The organism is Streptomyces sp. WAC06614 (assembly GCF_003949795.1).
Taxonomy (GTDB): domain Bacteria; phylum Actinomycetota; class Actinomycetes; order Streptomycetales; family Streptomycetaceae; genus Streptomyces.
Window position 1 is genome coordinate 1 of the sequence record NZ_RPRY01000095.1, and the last position, 22,904, is coordinate 22,904.

Annotated in this window: 18 protein-coding genes and 1 pseudogene; 8 read left to right on the forward strand and 11 right to left on the reverse strand. The window is 71.6% G+C overall.

The window, feature by feature from the left end; all coding sequences use genetic code 11:
• Positions 1-39 precede the first annotated feature (39 nt).
• The 3 genes from EF918_RS15380 to EF918_RS15390 all read right to left on the reverse strand — a co-directional run bounded on the left by EF918_RS15380 (position 40) and on the right by EF918_RS15390 (position 5,191).
• The gene (locus EF918_RS15380; RefSeq protein ID WP_185921755.1) at positions 40-1,536 is read right to left on the reverse strand and encodes a hypothetical protein; all 1,497 of its coding nucleotides are present in this window, start codon (positions 1,534-1,536) and stop codon (positions 40-42) included.
• Positions 1,533-3,083 carry a GT4 family glycosyltransferase PelF gene (gene pelF, locus EF918_RS15385; RefSeq protein WP_125645925.1) on the reverse strand — a complete coding sequence of 517 codons (1,551 nt, stop codon included), beginning with the start codon at positions 3,081-3,083 and terminating at the stop codon, positions 1,533-1,535. Before pelF ends, EF918_RS15380 begins: the two co-directional genes overlap by 4 nt.
• Positions 3,084-3,166: 83 nt before the next feature.
• Complete coding sequence (locus EF918_RS15390; RefSeq protein WP_125645926.1) at positions 3,167-5,191, reverse strand: hypothetical protein; 2,025 nt, start codon at positions 5,189-5,191, stop codon at positions 3,167-3,169.
• A 354-nt stretch (positions 5,192-5,545) separates the two neighbouring features.
• Here EF918_RS15390 and EF918_RS15395 point away from each other — a divergent pair, with 354 nt between their 5' ends.
• From EF918_RS15395 to aceE, 5 genes and pseudogenes are all read left to right on the forward strand, one after another.
• On the forward strand, positions 5,546-7,072 hold the full coding sequence (locus tag EF918_RS15395; protein WP_125645928.1) for a leucyl aminopeptidase: 1,527 nt from the start codon (positions 5,546-5,548) through the stop codon (positions 7,070-7,072).
• A gap of 185 nt (positions 7,073-7,257) precedes the next feature.
• Positions 7,258-8,646, forward strand: a complete 1,389-nt coding sequence (lpdA, locus tag EF918_RS15400; protein ID WP_125645930.1) for a dihydrolipoyl dehydrogenase — start codon at positions 7,258-7,260, stop codon at positions 8,644-8,646.
• Between the two features lie 73 nt (positions 8,647-8,719).
• Positions 8,720-9,925 (forward strand): annotated as a pseudogene (gene sucB, locus EF918_RS15405) (2-oxoglutarate dehydrogenase, E2 component, dihydrolipoamide succinyltransferase); the annotation flags it as partial.
• A 148-nt stretch (positions 9,926-10,073) separates the two neighbouring features.
• A complete protein-coding gene (locus EF918_RS15410) occupies positions 10,074-10,697 on the forward strand; it encodes a GntR family transcriptional regulator (protein WP_125645953.1) in 624 nt (207 codons plus the stop codon).
• Positions 10,698-10,936: 239 nt separating this feature from the next.
• Positions 10,937-13,621, forward strand: a complete 2,685-nt coding sequence (aceE, locus tag EF918_RS15415) for a pyruvate dehydrogenase (acetyl-transferring), homodimeric type (protein WP_125645934.1) — start codon at positions 10,937-10,939, stop codon at positions 13,619-13,621.
• A gap of 90 nt (positions 13,622-13,711) precedes the next feature.
• Here the strand turns inward: aceE and EF918_RS15420 are convergent, their stop codons facing one another.
• Entirely contained in the window at positions 13,712-15,043 is a 1,332-nt protein-coding gene (locus EF918_RS15420; protein WP_125645936.1) for a serine/threonine-protein kinase, read from the reverse strand.
• 91 nt (positions 15,044-15,134) lie between these two features.
• Here EF918_RS15420 and EF918_RS15425 point away from each other — a divergent pair, with 91 nt between their 5' ends.
• A complete protein-coding gene (locus EF918_RS15425) occupies positions 15,135-15,653 on the forward strand; it encodes a DUF4240 domain-containing protein (RefSeq protein WP_125645955.1) in 519 nt (172 codons plus the stop codon).
• Positions 15,654-15,723: 70 nt separating this feature from the next.
• On the opposite strand, the gene EF918_RS15430 is transcribed toward EF918_RS15425, so the two are convergent.
• Positions 15,724-16,494 carry an SDR family NAD(P)-dependent oxidoreductase gene (locus EF918_RS15430; RefSeq protein ID WP_125645938.1) on the reverse strand — a complete coding sequence of 257 codons (771 nt, stop codon included), beginning with the start codon at positions 16,492-16,494 and terminating at the stop codon, positions 15,724-15,726.
• Between the two features lie 86 nt (positions 16,495-16,580).
• On the opposite strand from EF918_RS15430, the gene EF918_RS15435 reads away from it, so the two are divergent.
• Complete coding sequence (locus tag EF918_RS15435) at positions 16,581-17,234, forward strand: TetR/AcrR family transcriptional regulator (RefSeq protein ID WP_260610230.1); 654 nt, start codon at positions 16,581-16,583, stop codon at positions 17,232-17,234.
• 97 nt (positions 17,235-17,331) lie between these two features.
• On the opposite strand, the gene glnA is transcribed toward EF918_RS15435, so the two are convergent.
• Complete coding sequence (gene glnA, locus EF918_RS15440; protein WP_125645942.1) at positions 17,332-18,741, reverse strand: type I glutamate--ammonia ligase; 1,410 nt, start codon at positions 18,739-18,741, stop codon at positions 17,332-17,334.
• A 186-nt stretch (positions 18,742-18,927) separates the two neighbouring features.
• Here glnA and EF918_RS15445 point away from each other — a divergent pair, with 186 nt between their 5' ends.
• Entirely contained in the window at positions 18,928-19,395 is a 468-nt protein-coding gene (locus EF918_RS15445; protein WP_125645944.1) for an RDD family protein, read from the forward strand.
• Positions 19,396-19,563: 168 nt separating this feature from the next.
• Here EF918_RS15445 and EF918_RS15450 read toward each other — a convergent pair whose 3' ends face one another.
• The 5 genes from EF918_RS15450 to EF918_RS15470 all read right to left on the reverse strand — a co-directional run bounded on the left by EF918_RS15450 (position 19,564) and on the right by EF918_RS15470 (position 22,886).
• Positions 19,564-20,265 (reverse strand): DUF4191 domain-containing protein, encoded by a 702-nt coding sequence (locus EF918_RS15450; RefSeq protein ID WP_125645946.1) that lies wholly within the window; start codon positions 20,263-20,265, stop codon positions 19,564-19,566.
• Between the two features lie 19 nt (positions 20,266-20,284).
• Positions 20,285-20,473 carry a hypothetical protein gene (locus tag EF918_RS15455; RefSeq protein WP_125645957.1) on the reverse strand — a complete coding sequence of 63 codons (189 nt, stop codon included), beginning with the start codon at positions 20,471-20,473 and terminating at the stop codon, positions 20,285-20,287.
• Positions 20,474-20,672: 199 nt separating this feature from the next.
• The gene (gene lipA, locus EF918_RS15460; protein ID WP_125645949.1) at positions 20,673-21,620 is read right to left on the reverse strand and encodes a lipoyl synthase; all 948 of its coding nucleotides are present in this window, start codon (positions 21,618-21,620) and stop codon (positions 20,673-20,675) included.
• A 164-nt stretch (positions 21,621-21,784) separates the two neighbouring features.
• Entirely contained in the window at positions 21,785-22,597 is an 813-nt protein-coding gene (gene lipB / locus EF918_RS15465) for a lipoyl(octanoyl) transferase LipB (RefSeq protein ID WP_125645951.1), read from the reverse strand.
• A gap of 73 nt (positions 22,598-22,670) precedes the next feature.
• Positions 22,671-22,886, reverse strand: coding sequence for a hypothetical protein (locus tag EF918_RS15470; protein ID WP_125645959.1), 216 nt, complete (start codon positions 22,884-22,886; stop codon positions 22,671-22,673).
• Between the last annotated feature and the right edge of the window lie 18 nt (positions 22,887-22,904).

Here is a 22,904-nt window from a genome sequence, read left to right on the forward strand (position 1 = left end):
AGGGCGTGGGGGTGTCGGGCGGGGCGCTGCTCGGGCCCGTCATCGGTGGGCCGTCGCGCGGCCGAGGAGCAGCAGGACCAGCAGGGCGAGTGCGCCGGCCGCGGCACCGGCCACCACCAGTTGCACCAGCCGGGGGTGGCCGAGGGCCAGCAGCAGGGCCAGGCTCTGCGCGGCGGCGGCCGTCACGCACACCGAGGCGGCGTAGCGCACGGCGCCGAAGGACTGCAGGAGCAGGCCCGTCCACATCACCGTGCCGAGCAGCAGCAGGGTGGCGACCCGCAGGCCGGTCAGCCCGGGCGCGTCCGGCCACAGGGCGGTGCCCGCCGCGCCGAGGACCAGCAGCACCAGCAGATACGCCGTCAGGCAGCGGACCAGGGTGAGCAGCATCCGGCCGAGGAACGCCCGGGGCGAGCGGGCCGCCCGCAGCCCGGCCAGGCTGCCGCTGCGGAAGCGGTGCAGCAGCCACTCGGCGGGGCCCATGCTCAGGGTGAGCGCGACCGCCGAGGGCGCGGCGACGGCCTCGGCCGGGCCGCCGGCCAGGACCTCGCCCAGGGCGGCGTAGAGGACCAGCACCCCGGTGCCGAGGCCGAACACCCCGAACGGCACCGAGTCCCCGAGCCGTGGCCCGCGCGCGGCGAACTCGTCCGTCCCGCCGCGCAGCATCCGCCAGCGCACCGGGCCGGGCCCGCCGACGGGTACCCGGGCGCCGGCCGGGAGGGCGAACCGGGTGCGCACCCGCCGGACCACGCCCCGCACCGCGGCGGCCACCGGCAGTTCCCGCACCGCCAGGGTGCAGGCGGCCAGCAGCGACACCACGAGCAGGGTCACCCGCAGCCGCAGCGGCAGGTCCACGGCCAGGCAGAGCAGCGCGCCGCCGGCCATGGGGGTGAGCGCGCCGAGCAGCAGCCGCTCCCGGCCGAGGACCAGCAGGACCGTGGCGGCCCCGACGTAGAAGGCCTGGCCGGCGGCGAAGGCGTAGGAGAACGGCGGCCCGCCGGGCACGGCGAAGGCGGCGGCGCAGCCCAGCAGGGCTCCGATCGGGGCCCCGGCGAGCAGGGTCCGGCCGGCGGCGGCCCGGTCGCCCAGGCCCAGCCAGGAGTAGGCGCGGTGGGACAGGGTCTGGTCCCAGACCCAGCCGATGAGGGCCCCGGCGAGCAGGGTCAGGGTGCCGGCGGGCAGCCCGAGCCGGTCGGGCGGCCCTTCCAGCAGCGGCGCGCCGAGGAGGTAGGCGAGCCCGGGGAGGGCGAAGACCACCCCGCGCAGCAGACAGGCGGCGAGCGGGACCTTCCAGGGGTCGGGGGCCTCGGCCGGTTCGGGGTAGGCGCGCGGCACCCGGGCGTAGAGGTCCTCCGCGAGGCCGAAGGAGTCGGTCCGGCCGTAGGCGAGCTTGATGTGCTCGTCCGTCATGCCGTCCGCCTCCAGGAGGGCGGCGATCTCGTCGGGGTGGACGGCCGCGGCGACGGACGACCCCAGCCGTTCGGCCAGTTCCTCCATCGGGTCGGCGGCGGCGGGACCCTCGTGGCGGGGCCGGCTCATCGGCCGCCTCCCCGGGCCCCGGTCCGCGGGGATCCCCAGGCCGCCAGTTCGCGGTACCAGGGGTCGGACAGCCGCTGGGTCCAGGCGTCGTCGGCGTGCACGGGGAGCACGGGCTGACCGGCCAGTTCGCGGTAGATGTGGCGGAAGCCGTCCACGGACCGGTGGAGCGTGAACTTCTCGACCACCCGTTGCCGCGCCATCCGGCCGAGTTCCGCGCGGCGGGCGTCGTCGCGCAGCAGGGCGAGGGTGGCCCGGGCCATCAGCTCGGGCTCGCGCGGCGGGACGACCAGGCCGGTGTCGCCGACGGCCTCCCGGACCCCGCCCACGTCGGTGGAGACGGTGGTGCGGCCGCAGGACATGGCCTCGATGATGCTGAACGGGAAGCCTTCGCTGATGCTCGACAGCATCACCACGCTGCCCGCCGCGTAGGCCCGGGCGACGTCGTCGATGCGTCCCTCGTACGTGATCCCGTCCGTGACGCCGAGTTCGGCGGCGAGCTTCTCCAGGCGGAGCTTGTAGTCCTCGCAGCCGGCCGGGACGGGCCCGAAGAGGCGCAGCCGCAGCTCGGGCAGTTCGGCGCGCAGGAACGCGTAGGCGCGCACCAGGGTCTCCAGGTCCTTGATCGGGTCGATCCGGCCGCACCAGCTCAGCGTGGGGACCTCGGGTTCGGGTCCCGCGTCGGGGAAGGCGTGCGGGTCGACGCCGTTGTAGACGGTGCGGATCTTGTCGGCGGAGGCTCCCCCGCGTTCCTCCCAGCGGCGGTTGTAGCGGTTGCAGGGGGTGATGAGGTCGGCCTGCCGGTAGCCCTCGGAGTTGAGCCGGCGGTAGAAGCCGAGGACGAGGGCCTTGACGGGCCAGCGCTGGGCGGCGGTGCGGTGGCCGAGGTAGCGCTCGCGCAGGTAGATGCCGTGCTCGGTGAGCAGGAACGGGACGCCGTCGAGGTGTTTGGCCGCGAGGGCGGGCAGGGTGGCCAGGCCGCTGCTGACGGCGTGGGCGACGCTGTCGGCGGGGATCCGTACGGCGAGCGGGCGGAGCGCGTGCTCCAGCAGGTCGGTGGCGGTGAGCGCGTCGTGGATGGTGGGTCCGGCCGGGGCGGTGGGGAGGTCCGGGCGGTTCCAGACGGCCATCAGGGTGCGCAGGACCGTTTCGGACCGCAGGGCGGCGGTGAGGTGGCCGGTCCGGGCGAGCCGGGCCAGTGCGCGCAGGGCGTCGGAGAAGGCGGTGGAGGCGGTGGAGGCCGAGGGGTCGAGCAGGGAGAGCAGGAACTGTTCGTAGGTCTCGGTGAAGCGGCGGAAGGCCCGGCCGCGCAGGGCGCCGTGGCGGCCGCGGGCCGGCGGCGGTCCCCAGAGCGGGACGGCGGTGTGCCGGTAGACGTTGCGCGGCAGTTGCCAGGTGACCGGCTCGCGTCCGGAGCCGGTCAGGGCTATGACATTGAAGTCGACTTCCGGCATGCCCCGGACGAGCTGGTCGCACCAGGTGCTGACGCCGCCGTGGACATGTGGGTAGGTGCCTTCGGTGAGCATGGTGACGTGACGCCCATGGCTCATGCGGTGTGTCCCCCCAGGACGTTTCAAGGGCCGGCGCCCGCCGGAAGGGCGGACGCCGGCGCTGAGGTGGTGCCGGTGGAGCGTCAGCTCGGCAGCTTGAGCGTCACGGCGCTCTGCAGCAGCTCCGGGCCGGTCCAGGCGTCGCGGTCGCCGGCGTAGGCGGTGCCGAAGGCGGTGGTGCCGAGCAGGAGCTGCTTGCGGGTGCCCTCGGGCGCGGTGACCGGGGCGAGCACCCCGGACGGCGCCTTGACGGTGACGGTGGTCCCGATCCGGTAGGCGGTGACCTGGTTGGCCGCGACCGCCTTGTCCCAGGCGGCCCGGCGCTGGAGCTCGACGCCGGTGTCCTTCTGGCTCTGGTTCACGATCGGGGCGCTGGCGGCGTAGAGGGACCGGTAGGTGCCCAGGACCTGGTTCAGCACGGGGTAGAGGGTGCGGTCCTCGGCGAGGTTGCTCTGGTGGACGTAGTGCGGCCGGGGGTCGTTGGCGAGCACGTGCCGCAGGGCGATCCGGGTCTCCTGCGGGACGATGTACGACAGGTAGCCGGTGTCGACGTCGAGCGGGGCGGGCAGGCAGGTGGAGGTGCCCGGGTTGTCCTCGCACAGGCCGCTGCCGCCGTCGGCGCGGCTGGTGTAGATCCAGTTGTACTCGTCGGCCATCTCGGCGTTGGTGCCCGTGTTGTAGTAGACGTTCATCGGGTGCCGGGGGACGGTCCGCGCGGCGCCGACGGGACGCTGGACGGGCTCGCGGGAGTTGTCGCTGGCGATCCACTTGACGCCGTTGTCGGCGAGGGCGGGGGCCAGGTTGGGGTTGTCGACGGGCATCTGGGGCAGGGTCTTCAGGCCCGAGTGCTCGCCGGTGACCAGCTCGCTGCGGTCGAGCTTGATGCCCTTGGCGGTGGCCCAGTTGGTGTTGTCGCGGATCTGGGCGGAGATGTCGGCCCGGCTCATGTACTGGACGTTGCCGGCGGCGTCCTTGAGGCAGGTCCAGGGGACGGTGGTGACGTCCTGGACGCAGCCGAGGTAGGGGTGGGTGTAGGTGTGGTTGATCCAGCGGTAGTTCGCCCGGTCGGCCACGAGCTGGGCGGCGAGGGCGTCGGTGCCGCCGTTCTCGGTCTTCCACTCCTCACCGGCGCCGGCGTTGAAGACCATGTCCAGGGTGAAGTTCTGCTGCTTCTGCCACTGGAGCGCGTACTGCGCGTCCGCGGCCGTCATCCGGACGGTGCTCTCCTTGCCCTCGCCGCCGGCGCAGGCGTAGTCGCCGGGGGTGCAGTTGAGTTCCTTGTTCCACCGGGCGTCGGGGGCGAAGACGTCGTCCACGTGCACGGCGAAGTAGTTGCGGCTGCGGCCGAGGTGGACGCCCTGGGTGAGCCAGTCGACGATGCCGCGGGCGAGCAGCCGGAACTGCTGCTGGTACTGGTTGTAGCCGAAGGTGATGACCAGTTCGCTGCGGCCGTCGTGGGCGTACTCGCCGACCAGCGAGGCCCGGCCGCCGGCGACGGGCGCGTCGACGTAGCTGGTGTAGCCGGGGCGCGGCTTGCCCGCGAAGCCGTAGCTCTCGGGGACCAGCGGTGAGTTGTCCTCGAACGTGACCGCTCCGGCCAGGTAACCGAAGGGGCCCTGGCCGGCGGTGGTGACGGCGGCCGGGGTCCCGTCCAGCTGGCCGCTGTAGCCGCCGTTGTCGGTGTACTCCAGGCCGACCCCGGGATGGGCCCAGGTGTAGGCGTCGACCTGGCGGATCTTGTACGTCGTCTCGTAGGAGACCAGCGCGGCCATCTCGGCGCTGCCCTCGCCGAACGGGTTCTCGTTGGGCAGGACCACCCCCTGGTACTTGGCCCGCGGGCGGCCGTCGACGGTGTCGGCGAGGAACGCCGCGTCGATGACGGGCCGGCCGCTCTGCCCGAGCTGGACCCTGGTGTAGGGGACCCCGCTGTCGCGGAGTTCCGTGGTGATCGCCTCGACGGAGCTGCCGCCGTCGTCGACGACGAGCACCTTGAGGTCGATGCGTGGTGTCGTGGCCGTCTCGGCGGCCGCCGCCGGTGCCGCCACCGAGACGAGGGCCGCCGCGACGCACGCCGCGGCAGCCTTGTTCATCCGGTTCTTCTTGACCATGTCGGCCTTCCCCCCGCAGGCACACCCCGGCCGCGGCCACTGGCGGGTGGCGGGCCCGGGGAGGCTCTGTGGACATGATGCAAAGGGACCTCGCGCCCCCTTGCGAGAGTGGCTCGATCTTTACGGACGACGTCCGGTCCGGGAGGCAAACCTGGAAGACAGGCCACAGATGGGTGAACCTGGAGGCCGATGGATCGAACAACTTGACAAACCTTCGAGTGACGTACGGACAGGGACGGACGCGTAGGCTCGTTTCTGGTGCGGGCCGGGCCGGAATACGATCGCTGCGGACGGCCGGCGACCCCGACCTGACCGCTGCACACACGACACAAACGGAAGCGAGACTTCACCACCGTGACTGCTCTGACTCTCAGCACTGCCGGCGCGGCGACGCTGCGCGCCGACGCCCTCGTGGTCGGCGTGGCGAAGGGCCCCAAGGGTCCCGTCGTCGCCCTGGGCGCCGAGGCCGTGGACAAGGCGTTCGACGGAAAGCTCGCCACCGTCCTCGACGCTCTGGGCGCGACCGGCGCCGACGGCGAGGTCACCAAGCTGCCGGCCCCGGCCGGCCTGAAGGTCCCGGTCGTGCTGGCGGTCGGCCTGGGCGGTGCCCCGGCGGAGGACGAGTCCTACGACGAGGACGCGCTGCGCCGCGCTGCCGGTGCGGCCGCCCGCGCGCTGCACGGTACGAAGAAGGCCGCGTTCGCCCTCCCGCTGGAGGACGCCTCCGCCGTCACCGCCGTGGCCGAGGGCGCGCTGCTCGGCGCCTACGCGTTCACCGCGTACCAGGGCGGCGAGAAGAAGGACAAGAACGAGGGCCCGAAGGCCCCGCTCGCCGAGGTGGCCCTGCTGGGCGCCAAGCCGCGTGACAAGGACCACAAGGCCGCCGCCGAGCGCGCCAAGGTCGTCGCGGCCGAGGTCAACGTCGCCCGCGACCTGATCAACACCCCGCCGAACGACCTCACCCCCGAGGCCTTCGCCGCCGTCGCGCAGGCGACCGGCAAGGAGATCGGCCTGAAGGTCCAGGTCCTGGACGAGAAGGCGCTGCTCAAGGGCGGCTACGGCGGCATCCTGGGCGTCGGCAAGGGCTCGGAGAACCCGCCGCGCCTGGTGCGCGTGGCCTACACCCACCCGAAGGCGCAGAAGAGCCTCGCCTTCGTCGGCAAGGGCATCACCTACGACTCGGGCGGCATCTCCCTGAAGCCGGCCGGCCACAACGAGACGATGAAGTGCGACATGTCGGGCGCCGCCGCCGTGTTCTCCTCCGTCGTCGCCATCGCCAAGCTGGGCCTGGAGGTCAACGTCACCGGCTGGCTGGCGCTCGCCGAGAACATGCCGTCCGGCTCCGCCACCCGCCCCGGTGACGTGCTGCGCATGTACAGCGGCAAGACCGTCGAGGTGCTCAACACCGACGCCGAGGGCCGCCTGGTCCTGGCCGACGCGCTGACCAAGGCCTCCGAGGAGAACCCGGACGCCATCGTCGACGTCGCCACCCTGACCGGCGCGATGGTCCTGGCGCTGGGCAACCGCACCTTCGGGATCATGGCCAACGACGACGCGTTCCGTACGTCGATCCACGAGATCGCCGAGGAGGTCGGCGAGGCCTCCTGGCCGATGCCGCTCCCCGCCGACCTGCGCAAGGGCATGGACTCCCCCACCGCCGACATCGCCAACATGGGCGAGCGGATGGGCGGCGGCCTGGTGGCCGGCCTCTTCCTGCAGGAGTTCGTGGGCGAGGGCATCACCTGGGCCCACCTCGACATCGCCGGCCCGGCCTTCCACGAGGGCGCGCCGTACGGCTACACCCCCAAGGGCGGCACCGGCTCCGCGGTGCGCACCCTGGTCCGGCTGGCCGAGCGTACGGCCACCGGCGACCTGGGCTGACCGGATGACGGGCGGCGCGGCCCCGGGCTGGGAAGCCCGGGGCCGCGCCGTTTGTTCGGTCGTGCGAAGATGGGTCCTCGGCAGGACAGGGCCCCCACCACAGGGCCGAAAAAAAGCGGCCGAATACCAGCCGCCGCCCGGTCACCGACGACCGGCGCCCGGCGCACATGCATGGAGGACGTGACGTGGCGAACGACGCCAGCACCGTTTTCGACCTAGTGATCCTCGGCGGTGGCAGTGGCGGTTACGCCGCGGCGCTGCGCGCCTCGCAGCTGGGTCTCGACGTTGCCCTGATCGAGAAGAACAAGCTCGGCGGCACCTGCCTGCACAACGGCTGCATCCCCACCAAGGCCCTGCTGCACGCCGGTGAGGTCGCGGACCAGGCCCGCGAGGCGGCCCAGTTCGGTGTCAAGACCTCCTTCGAGGGCATCGACATCGCGGGTGTCCACAAGTACAAGGACGAGGTCATCGCCGGCCTGTACAAGGGTCTGCAGGGCCTGGTCGCCTCCCGCAAGGTGACCTACATCGAGGGCGAGGGCCGGCTGTCCTCCCCGACCTCCGTCGACGTGAACGGCCAGCGCATCCAGGGCCGCCACGTCCTGCTGGCGACCGGCTCCGTGCCGCGCTCCCTGCCGGGCCTGGACATCGACGGCAACCGGATCATCTCCTCGGACCACGCGCTGGTCCTGGACCGCGTCCCGCAGTCCGCGATCATCCTGGGCGGCGGCGTCATCGGCGTCGAGTTCGCCTCGGCGTGGAAGTCCTTCGGCACCGACGTCACCGTCATCGAGGGCCTCAAGCACCTCGTCCCGGTCGAGGACGAGAACAGCTCCAAGCTGCTGGAGCGCGCCTTCCGCAAGCGCGGCATCAAGTTCAACCTGGGCACCTTCTTCGAGAAGGCCGAGTACACCGAGAACGGTGTGCGGGTCACCCTCGCCGACGGCAAGACCTTCGAGGCCGAGGTGCTGCTGGTCGCCATCGGCCGCGGCCCGGTCTCGCAGGGCCTGGGCTACGAGGAGCAGGGCGTCGCGATGGACCGCGGCTACGTCCTGGTCGACGAGTACATGCAGACCAACGTGCCGACGATCTCGGCCGTCGGTGACCTCGTCCCGACCCTGCAGCTCGCGCACGTCGGCTTCGCCGAGGGCATCCTGGTGGCGGAGCGCCTGGCCGGCCTGAAGCCCGTGCCGATCGACTACGACGGTGTGCCGCGCGTGACGTACTGCCACCCCGAGGTCGCCTCCGTCGGCATCACCGAGGCCAAGGCCAAGGAGATCTACGGCGCGGACAAGGTCGTGGCCCTGAAGTACAACCTGGCGGGCAACGGCAAGAGCAAGATCCTGAAGACCGCGGGCGAGATCAAGCTCGTCCAGGTCAAGGACGGTGCCGTCGTCGGCGTCCACATGGTCGGTGACCGGATGGGCGAGCAGGTCGGCGAGGCGCAGCTGATCTACAACTGGGAGGCTCTGCCGGCCGAGGTCGCGCAGCTCATCCACGCGCACCCGACCCAGAACGAGGCGCTCGGCGAGGCCCACCTGGCCCTGGCCGGCAAGCCGCTGCACTCCCACGACTGATCCAGTCACGGGCGCGACGACCACTACCGCACTTTCGTAAGGAGCAACCGAAACCATGTCGGTTTCCGTAACCCTTCCGGCGCTCGGTGAGAGCGTCACCGAGGGCACTGTCACCCGTTGGCTGAAGGCCGAGGGCGAGCGCGTCGAGGCCGACGAGCCGCTCCTGGAGGTGTCGACCGACAAGGTCGACACCGAGATCCCGTCGCCGGCTTCCGGCATCCTGGCCTCGATCAAGGTCGCCGAGGACGAGACCGTCGAGGTCGGCGCCGAGCTGGCCGTCATCGACGACGGCACCGGCGCCCCGGCCGCCGCCCCGGCCCCGGCCGCTCCGGCCTCCGCCGCCGACGCGGGCGCGTACGTGACCCCGCTGGTGCGCAAGCTGGCCTCGGAGTCCGGCGTGGACCTCGGCTCCGTCACCGGTACCGGTGTCGGCGGCCGGATCCGCAAGCAGGACGTCCTGGCCGCCGCCGAGGCCGCCAAGGCCGCCGCTGCCGCCCCGGCCGCGGCTCCGGCCGCCGCCGCCCCGGCCGCCAGGACCCCGGCGCTCGCGGTGTCCGAGCTGCGCGGTCAGACGGTCAAGATGACCCGCATGCGCAAGGTCATCGGCGACAACATGATGAAGGCGCTGCACGGGCAGGCCCAGCTCTCCTCCGTGATCGAGGTGGACGTCACCAAGATCATGAAGCTGCGCGAGCAGGCCAAGGCCTCGTTCCTGGCCCGCGAGGGCGTCAAGCTCTCCCCGATGCCGTTCTTCGTCAAGGCCGCGGCCCAGGCGCTGAAGGCCCACGCGGTCGTCAACGCCCGGATCAACGAGGACGAGGGCACCATCACCTACTTCGACTCGGAGAACATCGGCATCGCCGTGGACTCCGAGAAGGGCCTGATGACCCCGGTCATCAAGGGTGCGGGCGACCTCAACCTGGCCGGCATCTCCAAGGCCACCGCCGACCTGGCCGGCAAGGTCCGCAACAACAAGATCACGCCGGACGAGCTGTCGGGCGCGACCTTCACCATCAGCAACACCGGCTCCCGCGGCGCCCTGTTCGACACGGTCATCGTGCCGCCGAACCAGGTCGCCATCCTGGGCATCGGTGCCACCGTCAAGCGTCCGGCGGTCCTGGAGACCCCCGAGGGCACCGTCATCGGCGTCCGTGACATGACGTACCTGACCCTGTCGTACGACCACCGTCTGGTCGACGGCGCGGACGCCGCGCGCTACCTGACCGCCGTCAAGGCGATCCTGGAGGCGGGCGAGTTCGAGGTCGAGCTCGGTCTCTGAGGTGGGAGGGCCTCCGGGGCCCGGCTGTAACCAGCCTCACCAGCGGCGCCCCCGTCCGGGATACTCCCGGGCGGGGGCGCCGCCGTATTGTCTACGCATCAGTACTCCGCTCTCGGCCTGCGCGACCACAGGAGATGAAGACCCGATGATCACCCCACCCGTGGTGCACTCGCTGCGTGAGCAGATCCGCGAGCACATCGTGGAAGGGATCGTCAGCGGCCGCTGGAAGCCCGGCGAGCGGATCGTCGAACGGCGCATCGCGGTGGAGCTGGAGGTCAGCCAGACGCCCGTGCGGGAGGCCCTGCGCGAGCTGGAGACGCTGCGGCTGATCGAGTCGGCGCCCAACAAGGGCGTGCGGGTGCGCAATCTCACGGCGGCCGACCTGGAGGAGATCTACCCGGTCCGGGCCGGTCTGGAGCAGATCGCGGCGGAGCTGGCGGCCCCGCGCCTGGCGGCGGACTGCTCGGCGCTGGAGCCCCATGTGGCGGCCCTGCACGAGGCCGACCGGACCGACGACGGCACGGCCCAGGTGCGGCACACGGTGGCCTTCCACCGGGAGATGGTGCGGGCGGCCGGGAACAGCGTGCTGCTGCACACCTGGGAGAGCCTGGGCATCGAGGTGTTCACGGCGTTGTCCATCCGCTGGTTGGGTACCGTCCAGAAGTCCTTCGCCGAGGAGCACGAAGCCCTGGTCAGGGCGTTCCGGAACCAGGATCCGGAGATCGGGCTCATCGTGAAGCGGCACGTGCTGGGGTGCGCGCCGCGCGCCTGAGCCCGCCGGGCGGCAGAATGTCCGAGGTGTCCGCTTCAAGTCCGGCACTACGTGTCTCTGTACGCGGCACGGAGTGCCGACTTTCAGCAATCGGCCATTTTTTCGACACTTTTATTTGATCGATCATCGATCAGGGTCTTACAGTCGTCGGCGGACCCCAACCGGGCCCATTCGACCCTGTCCTGCCAGTCAGGGTTCTCTACACCTCCCTCCATTAGTCCGGAAGGCGGCGCACACCGATGTCCGACCCCGTAGCAAAGCTTCCGAGCGAGCTCGACCAGCTCCCGGACCGCGACACCGAGGAGACCGCCGAATGGGCGGCCTCCCTCGACGCCGTCGCCAAGGCCGCGGGCACGCGCCGCGCCGAGTACCTGCTCCGCCGCACCCTCCAGCACGCCGAGGCCGCCGGCCTCGCCCTGCCGAAGCTGCTGGAGACGGACTACGTCAACACCATCCCCACCTCCGCCGAGCCGGCCTTCCCCGGTGACGAGGAGATGGAGGCCCGCATCACCGCCTGGAACCGCTGGAACGCGGCCGCCATGGTGACCCGCGGCTCGAAGTACGGCGTCGGCGGCCACATCGCCACCTTCGCCTCGGCGGCCTGGCTCTACGAGACCGGCTTCCAGCACTTCTTCCGGGGCAAGGAGACCGACGGCTCCGGCGACCAGATCTACGTCCAGGGCCACGCCTCCCCCGGCATCTACGCCCGCGCCTTCCTCGACGGCCGGATCTCCGAGCAGCAGCTCGACAACTTCCGCCAGGAGTCCGGCGGCAACGGCCTGCCCTCCTACCCGCACCCGCGGCGCCTGCCCTGGCTGTGGGAGTTCCCCACGGTCTCCATGGGCCTCGGCCCGCTGTCCGCGATCTACCAGGCGCGGTTCAACCGCTACCTGGAGAACCGCAGGATCAAGGACACCTCGAACTCCCACGTCTGGGCGTTCCTCGGCGACGGCGAGATGGACGAGCCCGAGTCGACCGCGGCCCTGGCGCTCGCGGCCCGCGAGGGTCTGGACAACCTGACCTTCGTCATCAACTGCAACCTCCAGCGCCTCGACGGCCCGGTGCGTGCCAACTTCCGCATCGTGCAGGAGCTGGAGGCCCAGTTCCGCGGCGCCGGCTGGAACGTCGTCAAGACCCTGTGGGGCTCCGCCTGGGACGAGCTGTTCCAGCTCGACACCACCGGCGCCCTGGTCCGCCGCCTGCGCGAGACCCCGGACGCCCAGTTCCAGACGTACGCCACCCGGGACGTGGCCTACATCCGCGAGCGCTTCTTCGGCGGCGACCCGGCCCTGGTGGCCATGGGGCAGCTGCTGAGCGACGCGAAGATCGCCGAGTGTTTCCACACCTCCCGCGGCGGCCACGAGCCCCGCAAGGTCTACGCCGCGTACAAGGCCGCCCTGGAGCACAAGGGCGCGCCGACGGTGATCCTGGCGCAGACCGTCAAGGGCTACACCCTGGGTGCCGGGTTCGAGTCGAAGAACGCGAACCACCAGATGAAGAAGCTGACGATCGACGAGTTCAAGGGCATGCGCGACCTGCTCGGGCTCCCGATCCCGGACAGCGCCTTCGCCGACGGCGTGGTGCCGTACGGCCACCCGGGCGCGGACTCCCCCGAGGTCCGCTACCTGCACGAGCGCCGCGCGGCCCTGGGCGGTCTCGCCCCGGCCCGCAAGGTCCACCACGTGGCCCTGCCGCAGCCGGCCGACAAGTCCTACGCGCCGCTGCTCAAGGGCTCCGGCAAGCAGGAGATGGCCACCACCATGGCCTTCGTCCGCCTGGTCAAGGACCTGATGCGGGACAAGGAGACCGGCCGCCGCTGGGTGCCGATCGTCCCCGACGAGGCCCGTACCTTCGGTATGGAGTCGCTGTTCCCGTCGGCCGGCATCTACTCGCCGCTGGGCCAGACGTACGAGCCGGTCGACCGCGACCAGCTGATGTACTACAAGGAGGCCAAGGACGGCCAGATCCTCAACGAGGGGATCACCGAGGCCGGCGCCATGGCCGACTTCATCGCCGCCGCCACGTCGTACGCGACGCACGGCGAGACGATGATCCCGTTCTACATCTTCTACTCGATGTTCGGCTGGCAGCGGACCGGCGACCAGATGTGGCAGCTCGCCGACCAGCTCGGCAAGGGCTTCATCGTCGGCGCCACCGCCGGCCGCACCACGCTGACCGGTGAGGGCCTGCAGCACGCGGACGGCCACTCCCACCTGATCGCGGCCACCAACCCGGCCTCGCTCAACTACGACCCGGCGTTCGCGTACGAGATCGCGGTGATCGTCAAGGACGGTCTGGAGCGGATGTACGGGGAGAACCCCGAGGACGTCTTCTACTACCTGACGGTCTACAACGAGCCGAAGCCGCAGCCGGCCATGCCCGAGGGCGTGGAAGAGGGCATCGTCAAGGGTCTGTACCGCTTCAACACGGCGGCCGACCTGGGCGAGGCGGCTCCGGCGGCGGACGCGCCGAAGATCCAGCTCATGGCGTCGGGTACGGCGATCCACTGGATCCTGGAGGCCCAGCGCCTGCTGGCCGCCGACTGGAACGTCTCCGCCGACGTGTGGTCCGCCACCTCGTGGGGCGAGCTGCGCCGCGACGCGCTGGAGGCCGACGAGGCGCTCCTGCGCGGCGAGGAGCGCACGCCGTACGTCACCCGGGTGCTGGAGGGCGCTCCGGGCCCGGTGCTGGCGGTCTCCGACTGGATGCGCCAGGTGCCGGACCAGATCAGCCAGTGGGTCCCGCAGGACTACACCTCGCTGGGTACGGACGGCTTCGGTCTGTCCGACACCCGTGAGGGTGCGCGCCGTCACTTCGGTGTCGACCCGCAGTCGATCGTGGTCGCGGCCCTGGCCCAGCTCGCCCGCCGTGGCGAGGTGCCGGCCTCGGCGGTCAAGGAGGCCCGGGAGCGCTACGGTCTGTGACCTGAGCCGATCGGTCGCGTGAGGCGGCCCGCACCCCTGGGGTGCGGGCCGCCTCTGGCGTGTGACGGGGGCGGGGCCGTGTCGCCGGGCCTACGGGCGGTGGCCGCCGCGGGGGGCCGGGGTGCTGGGGAGCCGGTCGGGGGGTGCCGCCTCGCGGCTGCGCAGGCGCTCGGCGAAGCGTTCGGCGTCGGCGCGGGTCTGCTCCAGCAGGCGGTGGGCGGAGGCGCGGGCCTCCTCGAAGATCTCCTGGGCCCGGTCCCTGGTCCCGGTCAGGATCTCCTCGGCCTCGCGGCGGGCGGCGTCCGTCCGGCGGCGGGCCTCGGCGTGCAGGAGGGCCAGGTCGCGCTCGGCCGTCTCGCGCAGCCGGGCCACGTCCTGCTCGGCCGTCTCGCGCAGCCGGGCCACGTCCTGCTCGGCCGTCTCGCGCAGCCGGGCCACGTCCTGCTCGGCCGTGCGGCGGACCTCTGCGGCCTCCTGCCGGGCCCGCTCGACCAGCTCCCGTGCCTCGGCCTCGGCGGCGGCGAGGGTGCGGGCCGCCGCCTCCCGGTCCGGGGCGGGCTCCGCCGGCGCCTGGTGGCCGCGGGCCCGGAGCACCTGGTCGAGCTCCCGGGCGACCTCGCCCGCGCTCTGCGGCCGGTCGGCCGGGTCCTTGGCCATCAGCCGGGCCACCAGGGCCTCCACGGCCGGGGGCGCGGCGCCGGTCGGCAGCGGGGCCGGGCGTTCGTAGATGTGCTGGTAGAGCACCACGTGCCCGGAGGCGCCGGTGAACGGCGGCTCGCCGGTGAGGCCGTGGTAGAGCAGGCAGCCCAGGGCGTAGAGGTCCGTGCGGTGGTCGATGCGGCGCTCGCCGCGGGCCTGTTCGGGCGACATGTACCAGGGGGTGCCCATCGCCTGGCCGGTGACCGTGAGCTCGGCGGCGCGCAGCGAGTCGCCGAGGATCTTGGCCAGGCCGAAGTCGAGCACCTTGATCACACCGGCGTCGGTGAGCATGACGTTCCCGGGCTTGATGTCCCGGTGGACGATGCCCCGCTCGTGGGCGGCGGCGAGGGCGTCGCAGATCTGCCCGGCCCAGTGCGCGAGGTCGTACCAGGGCGGCAGGGCGCGCGGGTGGAACAGCTGGGCCAGGGTGCGGCCGGTCAGGCGTTCCATGACGAGGTAGAGCACCCGGTGGCCGCAGAGCACGGACTCGCCGCAGTCGTGGACGGTCACGGTGTGGCGGTGCGGGAGGTTGCCGGCCGCCCGTACCTCGTGCAGGAAGCGCTGCTCGACCTCCTGGGCGTCCAGCCCGGAGCGGACCCGCACCAGCTTGGCGGCGACCCGGCGGTGCATCCGTACGTCCCGGGCGCCCCACACCTCGCCCATGCCGCCCTCGCCCAGCCGTTCCTCCAGCCGGTAGCGGTCCTCCAGCAGTTCCCCCCGCACGTGTCCCCCCGGATCCGTCGCCCTGTGGACCTCATACTGTCGGATTCTCGCGGTGGCGGGGTTCCTGCGGACCCAGGATGCTGGACCCGTGATGGACGAGACGGAGTTCTGGGAGATCGTCGACAGCACCCGCGAGGCCGCCGAGGGCGATCCCGAGGAGCACGCCGAGCTGCTCGTGGAGCGGCTGACGGCGCTCGATCCGGACTCGGTCCTGGACTTCGCCCGGCATTTCGAGGCGCGCTACAACCGCGCGTACACCTGGGACCTGTGGGGGGCGGCGTACGTGCTGCTCGACGGGGCCAGCGACGACGCGTTCGACTACTTCCGGTGCTGGCTGATCGGCCAGGGCCGGGAGGTCTTCGAGGGCGGGGTGCACGACCCGGACGCGCTCGCGGAGCTGCTCGGGGAGTTCGACGAGGAGATCGACGGGGACGGCGAGGAGCTCGGCTACGCGGCGGACGAGGCGTACGAGCAGCTCACCGGCGTGGTCGCGCCGGACCTGGGCATCCCGGTGCAGCCGGCCGAACCGGTGGGCACCCCGCTGGACTTCGAGGACGAGTCCGTCCTGGCGGAACGTTTCCCCCGCCTCTGGGAGCGCTTCAAGGCCTGAGGCCGGGGCCCGGGCGCCGGGCGGCCTGAGGCCGGGGCCCGGGCGCCGGGGCCCGGCCCCCGGGGGCGGCTCAGTAGTGCGTGCCGCCGTCGATGCGGATCTCGGTGCCGGTGATGAAGGCGCCGTCCTCGGAGCCGAGCATGGCCACCACGCCGGCCACCGTCTCAGGGCCGGCGAAGCCCTGGCCGATGGCCGGGGCCAGCTTGGCGAACAGGCTCCAGTCGGTGTCCTCGGGCAGGCCCGGGCCGTTGCCGGTGGTCATGCCGCTCTCGATGGAGCCGGGCGCGACGCTGACCACGCGCAGCCCCTGCTTGCTGTACTCGGCGGCCAGGGCGTGGGTCATGGCCTGGATGCCGCCCTTGCTGGCCGCGTAGGCGGACATGTAGGGGTGGGCGAACGACGCCGAGGTCGAGCTGAAGTTGACGATCACCGGCCGGTCCCCGGCGAGCAGCGCCGGGACCGCCTCGCGGACCATCAGGAAGGTGCCGGTCAGGTTGACCGAGATCACCTTGTTCCAGAGGTCGAGGGTGGTCCTGTGGGTGTGCTCGGACCGCAGGATGCCGGCCGCGTTGACCAGGACGTCCAGCCCGCCGAGGAGCTCCACGGCGGCGGCGACGCCCTCGCGGACCGAGGTCTCGTCGGATATGTCGAGCACGGCGGTGGTCAGCCGCTCCGCCACGCCGGCCCCGGCGGCCTGCTCGGCGGTGAGGTCGAGCCCGGCCCCGTCGACGTCGACGGTGTGCACCCGGCCGCCCTCGGCGAGGATGCGGTGGACGGAGGCGCGGCCGATGCCGGAGCCGCCGCCGGTGATGAGGACACGGCGTCCTTCGTAACGGTTCATGCGGCCGAGCGTACGCTCACCTGACACGTTTTGCCAGCATGTCAAAGAATGCAAGAAAACCTTGGCGATCACGGTACCCTGCAGGGGTGAACTCCCCTCGCCCGTACACCCCACGGACCGGAACCGCCGCCCAGTCGCTGACCGAGCGACGCAAGGCGGCGACCCAGCTGGACATCGCGCGCGCCGCCTGCGAACTCTTCGCCGAGCACGGTCCCGACGGCACCACCGCCGAGGACATCGCCCGCCGCGCGGGCGTGGCGCTGCGCACGTTCTACCGCTACTTCCGCAACAAGCAGGAGGCGGTGGCCCCGCTGCTGGCGGGCGGCGGCGACGAGTGGCGGGCCCTGCTCGCCGAGGAGACCCCGGGCACCCCGCTGGCCGAGGCCCTGGAGCGCGCGATCACCCGTTCCCTCACCGGCACGGTGGCCGTCGAGGAGGGCCTGCGGTGGACCCGCGGCCTCCTGCGCGCCTCTGCCGACGACCCGGCGCTGCGCGCCGTCTGGTACCGCGTGAACCAGGACTCCGAGGAACGCCTGGCCCCGATCCTCACCCACCTGGCACCCGCCGACACCCCCCCGATGACCATCCGCCTCCTGGCCGCGGCCACCACCGACGCCATCCGCGTCGCCCTGGAGACCTGGTCCACCACGGACGGCCCCACCACGGGCCCGGGCTCCCCGGCCGACCTGGCGGTCCAGGCCCTGCACGAACTGACGGGCGGCATGCCGGTCCTGAAGTGACCGCGCCGCACACATGCGAGAGCGGCCGCTCCCGTCCGGTGGGACGGGAGCGGCCGCTCGTGCGTGCTGCGCGGGGCAGGTCGGCCTGCGGGCCGGCCTACAGGTCGAAGTAGAGCTCGAACTCGTGCGGGTGCGGGCGGAGCTGGATCGGGGCGATCTCGTGGGTGCGCTTGTAGTCGATCCAGGTCTCGATCAGGTCCGCGGTGAAGACGCCGCCGGCCTGGAGGTACTCGTTGTCGTTCTCCAGGGCCTGGAGGACGGACTCGAGGTTGGTCGGGACCTGCGGGACGCCCGCGTGCTCCTCGGGGGCGAGCTCGTACAGGTCCTTGTCGATCGGCTCCATCGGCTCGATCTTGTTCTTGACGCCGTCGAGGCCCGCGAGGAGCAGCGCCGAGAACGCCAGGTAGGGGTTCGAGGACGGGTCCGGCGCGCGGAACTCGACGCGCTTGGCCTTCGGGTTCGAGCCCGTGATCGGGATGCGCATGGCCGCGGAGCGGTTGCGCTGCGAGTAGACCAGGTTGACCGGGGCCTCGAAGCCGGGGACCAGGCGGTGGTAGGAGTTCACCGTCGGGTTGGTGAAGGCCAGCAGCGACGGGGCGTGCTTGAGGATGCCGCCGATGTAGTAGCGGGCGGTGTCCGACAGGCCCGCGTAGCCCGCCTCGTCGTAGAAGAGCGGCTCGCCGCCCTGCCACAGGGACTGGTGGACGTGCATGCCCGAGCCGTTGTCGCCGAAGATCGGCTTCGGCATGAAGGTCGCGGTCTTGCCGTTGCGCCAGGCGACGTTCTTCACGATGTACTTGAAGAGCATCAGGTCGTCGGCCGCGGCGAGCAGCGTGTTGAACTTGTAGTTGATCTCGGCCTGGCCGCCGGTGCCGACCTCGTGGTGCTGGCGCTCGACCTGCAGGCCCGCGGCGTCCAGCTCCAGGGAGATCTCGGCGCGCAGGTCGGCGAAGTGGTCGACCGGGGCGACCGGGAAGTAACCGCCCTTGTAGCGGACCTTGTAGCCGCGGTTGTTCTCCTCCTTGCCGGTGTTCCAGGCGCCGGCCTCGGAGTCGATGTGGTAGAAGCCCTCGTTCGCGGAGGTGGCGAAGCGCACGCTGTCGAACACGTAGAACTCGGCCTCGGGGCCGAAGAACGCGGTGTCGGCGATGCCGGTGGAGGCGAGGTAGGCCTCGGCCTTCTTGGCGATGTTGCGCGGGTCGCGGCTGTAGGCCTCACCCGTGATCGGGTCGTGGATGAAGAAGTTGATGTTCAGCGTCTTGTCGCGGCGGAACGGGTCCAGGCGCGCGGTGGACAGGTCGGCGCGCAGCGCCATGTCCGACTCGTGGATGGCCTGGAAGCCGCGGATCGAGGAGCCGTCGAAGGCGAGCTCCTCGGACGGGTCGAACGCCTTCGCCGGGATGCTGAAGTGCTGCATCACCCCGGGGAGGTCGCAGAACCGGACGTCGATGAACTTGACGTCGTTGTCCGCGATGTACTTCTTGATCTCGTCGGCGTTCTGGAACATCCAACTCCTCCTACTCCCGACCCCGGGGGCAGGGCGGGCTTGTGTAGCTCGTGGTGCGTCAGTGCGGTGCCGCACGCTGACCCGACCATAAGCAGCAGGCATTTCTCAAGCATGACCCATTTGTTTCGCACAAGTTAACCGGGGACCCGCCGAGGTGTCCTCGAGCCCCACAGGTACCGTGGTCGAGTGGACAAGAGGGAAGCAATCGGATCCTGGCTCTCCGGCCCCCGCGCGGCGGCCGAGGACATGGGCGTCGACTTCGGTTACCCGGGCCAGCGCCTGGGTCTGCCCCAGGAGGGTCCCGGCTCGGTGGCCCGTTTCGGGCGCCGGCTCGGCGCGGTGGCCATCGACTGGGCGGCCTGCCAGGTCATCGCGTACGGCCTGATCACGGGCGGCGACCAGGGTGCGGTCGGCAACTGGACGCTGGCGCTCTTCGTCACCCTGAGCGTGCTGACCGTCGGCACCGTGGGCTTCACGCCCGGCAAGCGGATCCTGGGCCTTCGGGTGGTCGCGGAGGACGGCGGCCGGCTCGGCATCGGCCGGGTGGTGCTGCGGACGCTGCTGCTGGCCCTGGTGATCCCGGCGCTGGTCTGGGACCGCGACGGCCGCGGGCTGCACGACCGGGCCGCCAAGGCCGTCCAGGTACGGATCTGAGCCTCCCGGGCAGGTGAGGCGGCGGGCGCCCAGGGCGCCCGTGCGTGAGGGGCGCCCCCGAGCCGACCGGCTCCTGGGGGCGCCCCTCACGCATGTCACGTCACGTGTCCCACGCCATGCACCTCACGCGTGTCACACGGAGGCGCCGCGCTGTATACGAAAAACGGTTCAGCGCATCTTTCCGCCGCCGCGCGGCATCCGCATGCCCTTGGGCATGGGGCCCTTCGGCAGCGGCATGTTGCTCATGAGGTCGCCCATGGCGCGCAGCTTGTCGTTGACCTGGGTGACCTGGGGGCCGGGCAGGACGCGCGGGAACTTCAGCAGCGTCGTGCGCACCTTCTTCAGCGGCACCTGGCCCTCGCCGTTGCCCACGATGATGTCGTGGACCGGGACGTCCGGCATGATCCGGGCCAGCTTCTTCTTCTCGGCCGCCAGCAGCGGCTTCACCCGGTTCGGGTTGCCCTCGGCCACCAGGACGACGCCGGCGCGGCCGACGGCGCGGTGGACGATGTCCTGGTTGCGGTTCATCGCCACGGCCGGGGTGGTGCTCCAGCCGCGGCCGACGTTGTCCAGGACCGCCGCGGCGGCGCCCGGCTGGCCTTCCATCTGCCCGAACGCGGCCCGCTCGGCCCGTCGCCCGAAGACGATCGCCATCGCCAGGAACGCCACCAGGAAGCCCAGGATGCCCAGGTAGACCGGGTGGTCGATCAGGAAGCCGATCGCAAGGAAGACGCCGAAGGTGACGATTCCCACGCCCGCCACGATGAGACCGACCTTCGGGTCGGCCTTAGCGGTCATCTTGTACGTCAGGGCGATCTGCTTCAGTCGCCCGGGGTTCGCAGCAGTGTCTGCGTTTGACTTCCTCGCCATACAGCGAAGTTTACGTGCCCTACGACGTCCGGGTGGCCACGGCTTCGAGCACGTGCTCGGTTTCGACCCGGTCCTGGGCCCTGCGGCGGTCCTCCAGGACCGCCGTCCAGGCGTTGCGGCGGGCGCCGCGGATGAGCAGCGACTCGATGCCGCGCAGGGCATCGGTGAGGGACGGGATGGCGATGGCGCGAACGGGCGCGGCCTGCATGATGTCGATCCCTTTCTCGGTGCTCACGTCGGGGTGACTGCGGTACGTGTGCCCAGCATCACTGATTGGTGTTACCAGGGCGTGACCCGGCGGTCAAACGCTGATGAAACATTGACGCGGCCCGCTGGGCGCTTCCCGGAAAGAGCCTAGAGGCCGCGTCACTGCGGTATTACTCGTTAGTAATTATTTGTGCGCGAGTTCACACGTTTGCGCGCTTCTCCATCGCCTGGGTGTAGAGGCGGCCGGCGCGGTACGAGGAACGCACCAGGGGGCCGGACATGACGCCCGAGAAACCGATCTCCTCGGCCTCCTTCGCCAGCTCCACGAATTCGGCCGGCTTCACCCAGCGCTCCACGGGGTGGTGCCGCGGCGAGGGCCGCAGGTACTGGGTGATGGTGATCAGCTCGCAGCCGGCCTCGTGCAGGTCGCGCAGCGCCTCGCTGACCTCCTCGCGCTCCTCGCCCATGCCCAGGATCAGGTTGGACTTGGTCACCAGGCCGTAGGCGCGGGCCTTGGTGATGACCTCCAGCGAGCGCTCGTAGCGGAAGCCGGGGCGGATGCGGCGGAAGATCCGCGGCACGGTCTCGACGTTGTGCGCGAAGACCTCGGGACGGGAGGCGAAGACCTCCTCCAGCAGCTCCGGGACGGCGTTGAAGTCGGGGGCCAGCAGCTCGACCTTGGTGCGCCCGCCCTCACGGCCGGCGGTCTGCTGGTGGATCTGGCGCACCGTCTCGGCGTACAGCCAGGCGCCGCCGTCGGCCAGGTCGTCGCGGGCGACGCCGGTGATGGTGGCGTAGTTCAGGTCCATGGTGACCACGGACTCGCCGACGCGTCGCGGCTCGTCGCGGTCGAGCGCCTCGGGCTTGCCCGTGTCGATCTGGCAGAAGTCACAGCGCCGGGTGCACTGGTCGCCGCCGATGAGGAAGGTGGCCTCCCGGTCCTCCCAGCATTCGTAGATGTTCGGACAGCCGGCCTCCTGGCACACGGTGTGCAGGCCCTCGCCCTTCACGAGGTTCTGCATCTTCGTGTACTCGGGACCCATCTTCGCCCGGGTCTTGATCCACTCGGGCTTGCGCTCGATGGGGGTCTGGCTGTTGCGGACCTCCAGGCGCAGCATCTTGCGTCCGTCGGGTGCGACTGCGGACACGACCGGCTCCCTGTGACTGTGATTCCTCGGCGCCCACCAGGGTACGCCCGTAATTTCATACGCTGTTACGTCGGCCAACCTGTGGAGGGTCGGTCCCATTCCCGGACGGTCGCCCGGGCCCTTCCCCGGACCGCCCCCGGCGGGCGCGGTCCCGGGCGCCGGGCTCAGGCGCCGGCCGGGGCCCCGACCTCGGGCTCGATCGCGCGCGGCTTGAGTTCGGCGTTCTCCAGCACCTCCGTCAGGTGGCGTTCGACCACCGGCAGCACCTCGGCGATGGTGATCTCCCGGCCCAGCTCGTACGAGAGGGAGGTCACACCGGCGTCGCGGATGCCGCAGGGGACGATCCGGTCGAACCAGGTGTTGTCCGGGTTCACGTTCATCGAGAAGCCGTGCATCGTGACGCCCTTGGCCACCCGGATGCCGATGGCGGCGAGCTTGCGGTCCTCGCGGCGCTGGCCGGCGTTGGACGGGGCGTACTCGGGGCCGTTCAGCCGGGCGTCGAACTCGTCGTCGGTCAGCCGCGGGTCGAAGTGCAGGTCGAGGCCGCCGATCGCGGGGCGCTCCTCGACGGGGTCGCCGAGCACCCAGACGCCCGAGCGGCCCTCCACCCGGGTGGTCTCCAGGCCGAACTCGGCAGCCGTACGGATCAGCGCCTCCTCCAGCCGGCGCACGTGCGCGACCACGTCCACCGGGCGCGGCAGCTTCATGATCGGATAGCCGACGAGCTGGCCCGGGCCGTGCCAGGTGATCTTGCCGCCGCGGTCGACGTCGATCACCGGGGTGCCGTCGAGGGGGCGCTCGCTGTCCTCGGTGCGCCGGCCGGCCGTGTAGACGGACTGGTGCTCCAGCAGCAGGCAGGTGTCGGGGATCGCGTCCTCGAAGCGAGCGGCGTGCACCCGCCGCTGCTCCTCCCACGCCTCGGTGTACTCGACCGCCTCGGCCCCGAAGCCCATCCGGACAAACCGCAGATCAGCCACCGCAGCGCCTCCTCGTTGAACCTGCTGTGTGCACGTATCGCTCCAGCAAGGGTACGGCGGGGCCGTGCGAAGCCTAGGCCGGGGCTTCGTCGGGGCCGGGCGGCAGCTTGGGCGGCCGCCGGCCCGGGCGCGGGAGGTCCGGGTCCTCGTCGGCCCGGGGCAGCCTGCGGTGGCCCTCGGAGTGGTCGTTCACCCAGCCGCACACCCCGCACGCGTAACGCCCGTCCAGTCCCGCGATGAGCGTGCCGCAGCGGCGGCACTCGGACTCGGTCAGTTCGGGGGCGGGCACGCCCGGCAGGCGCTGGTG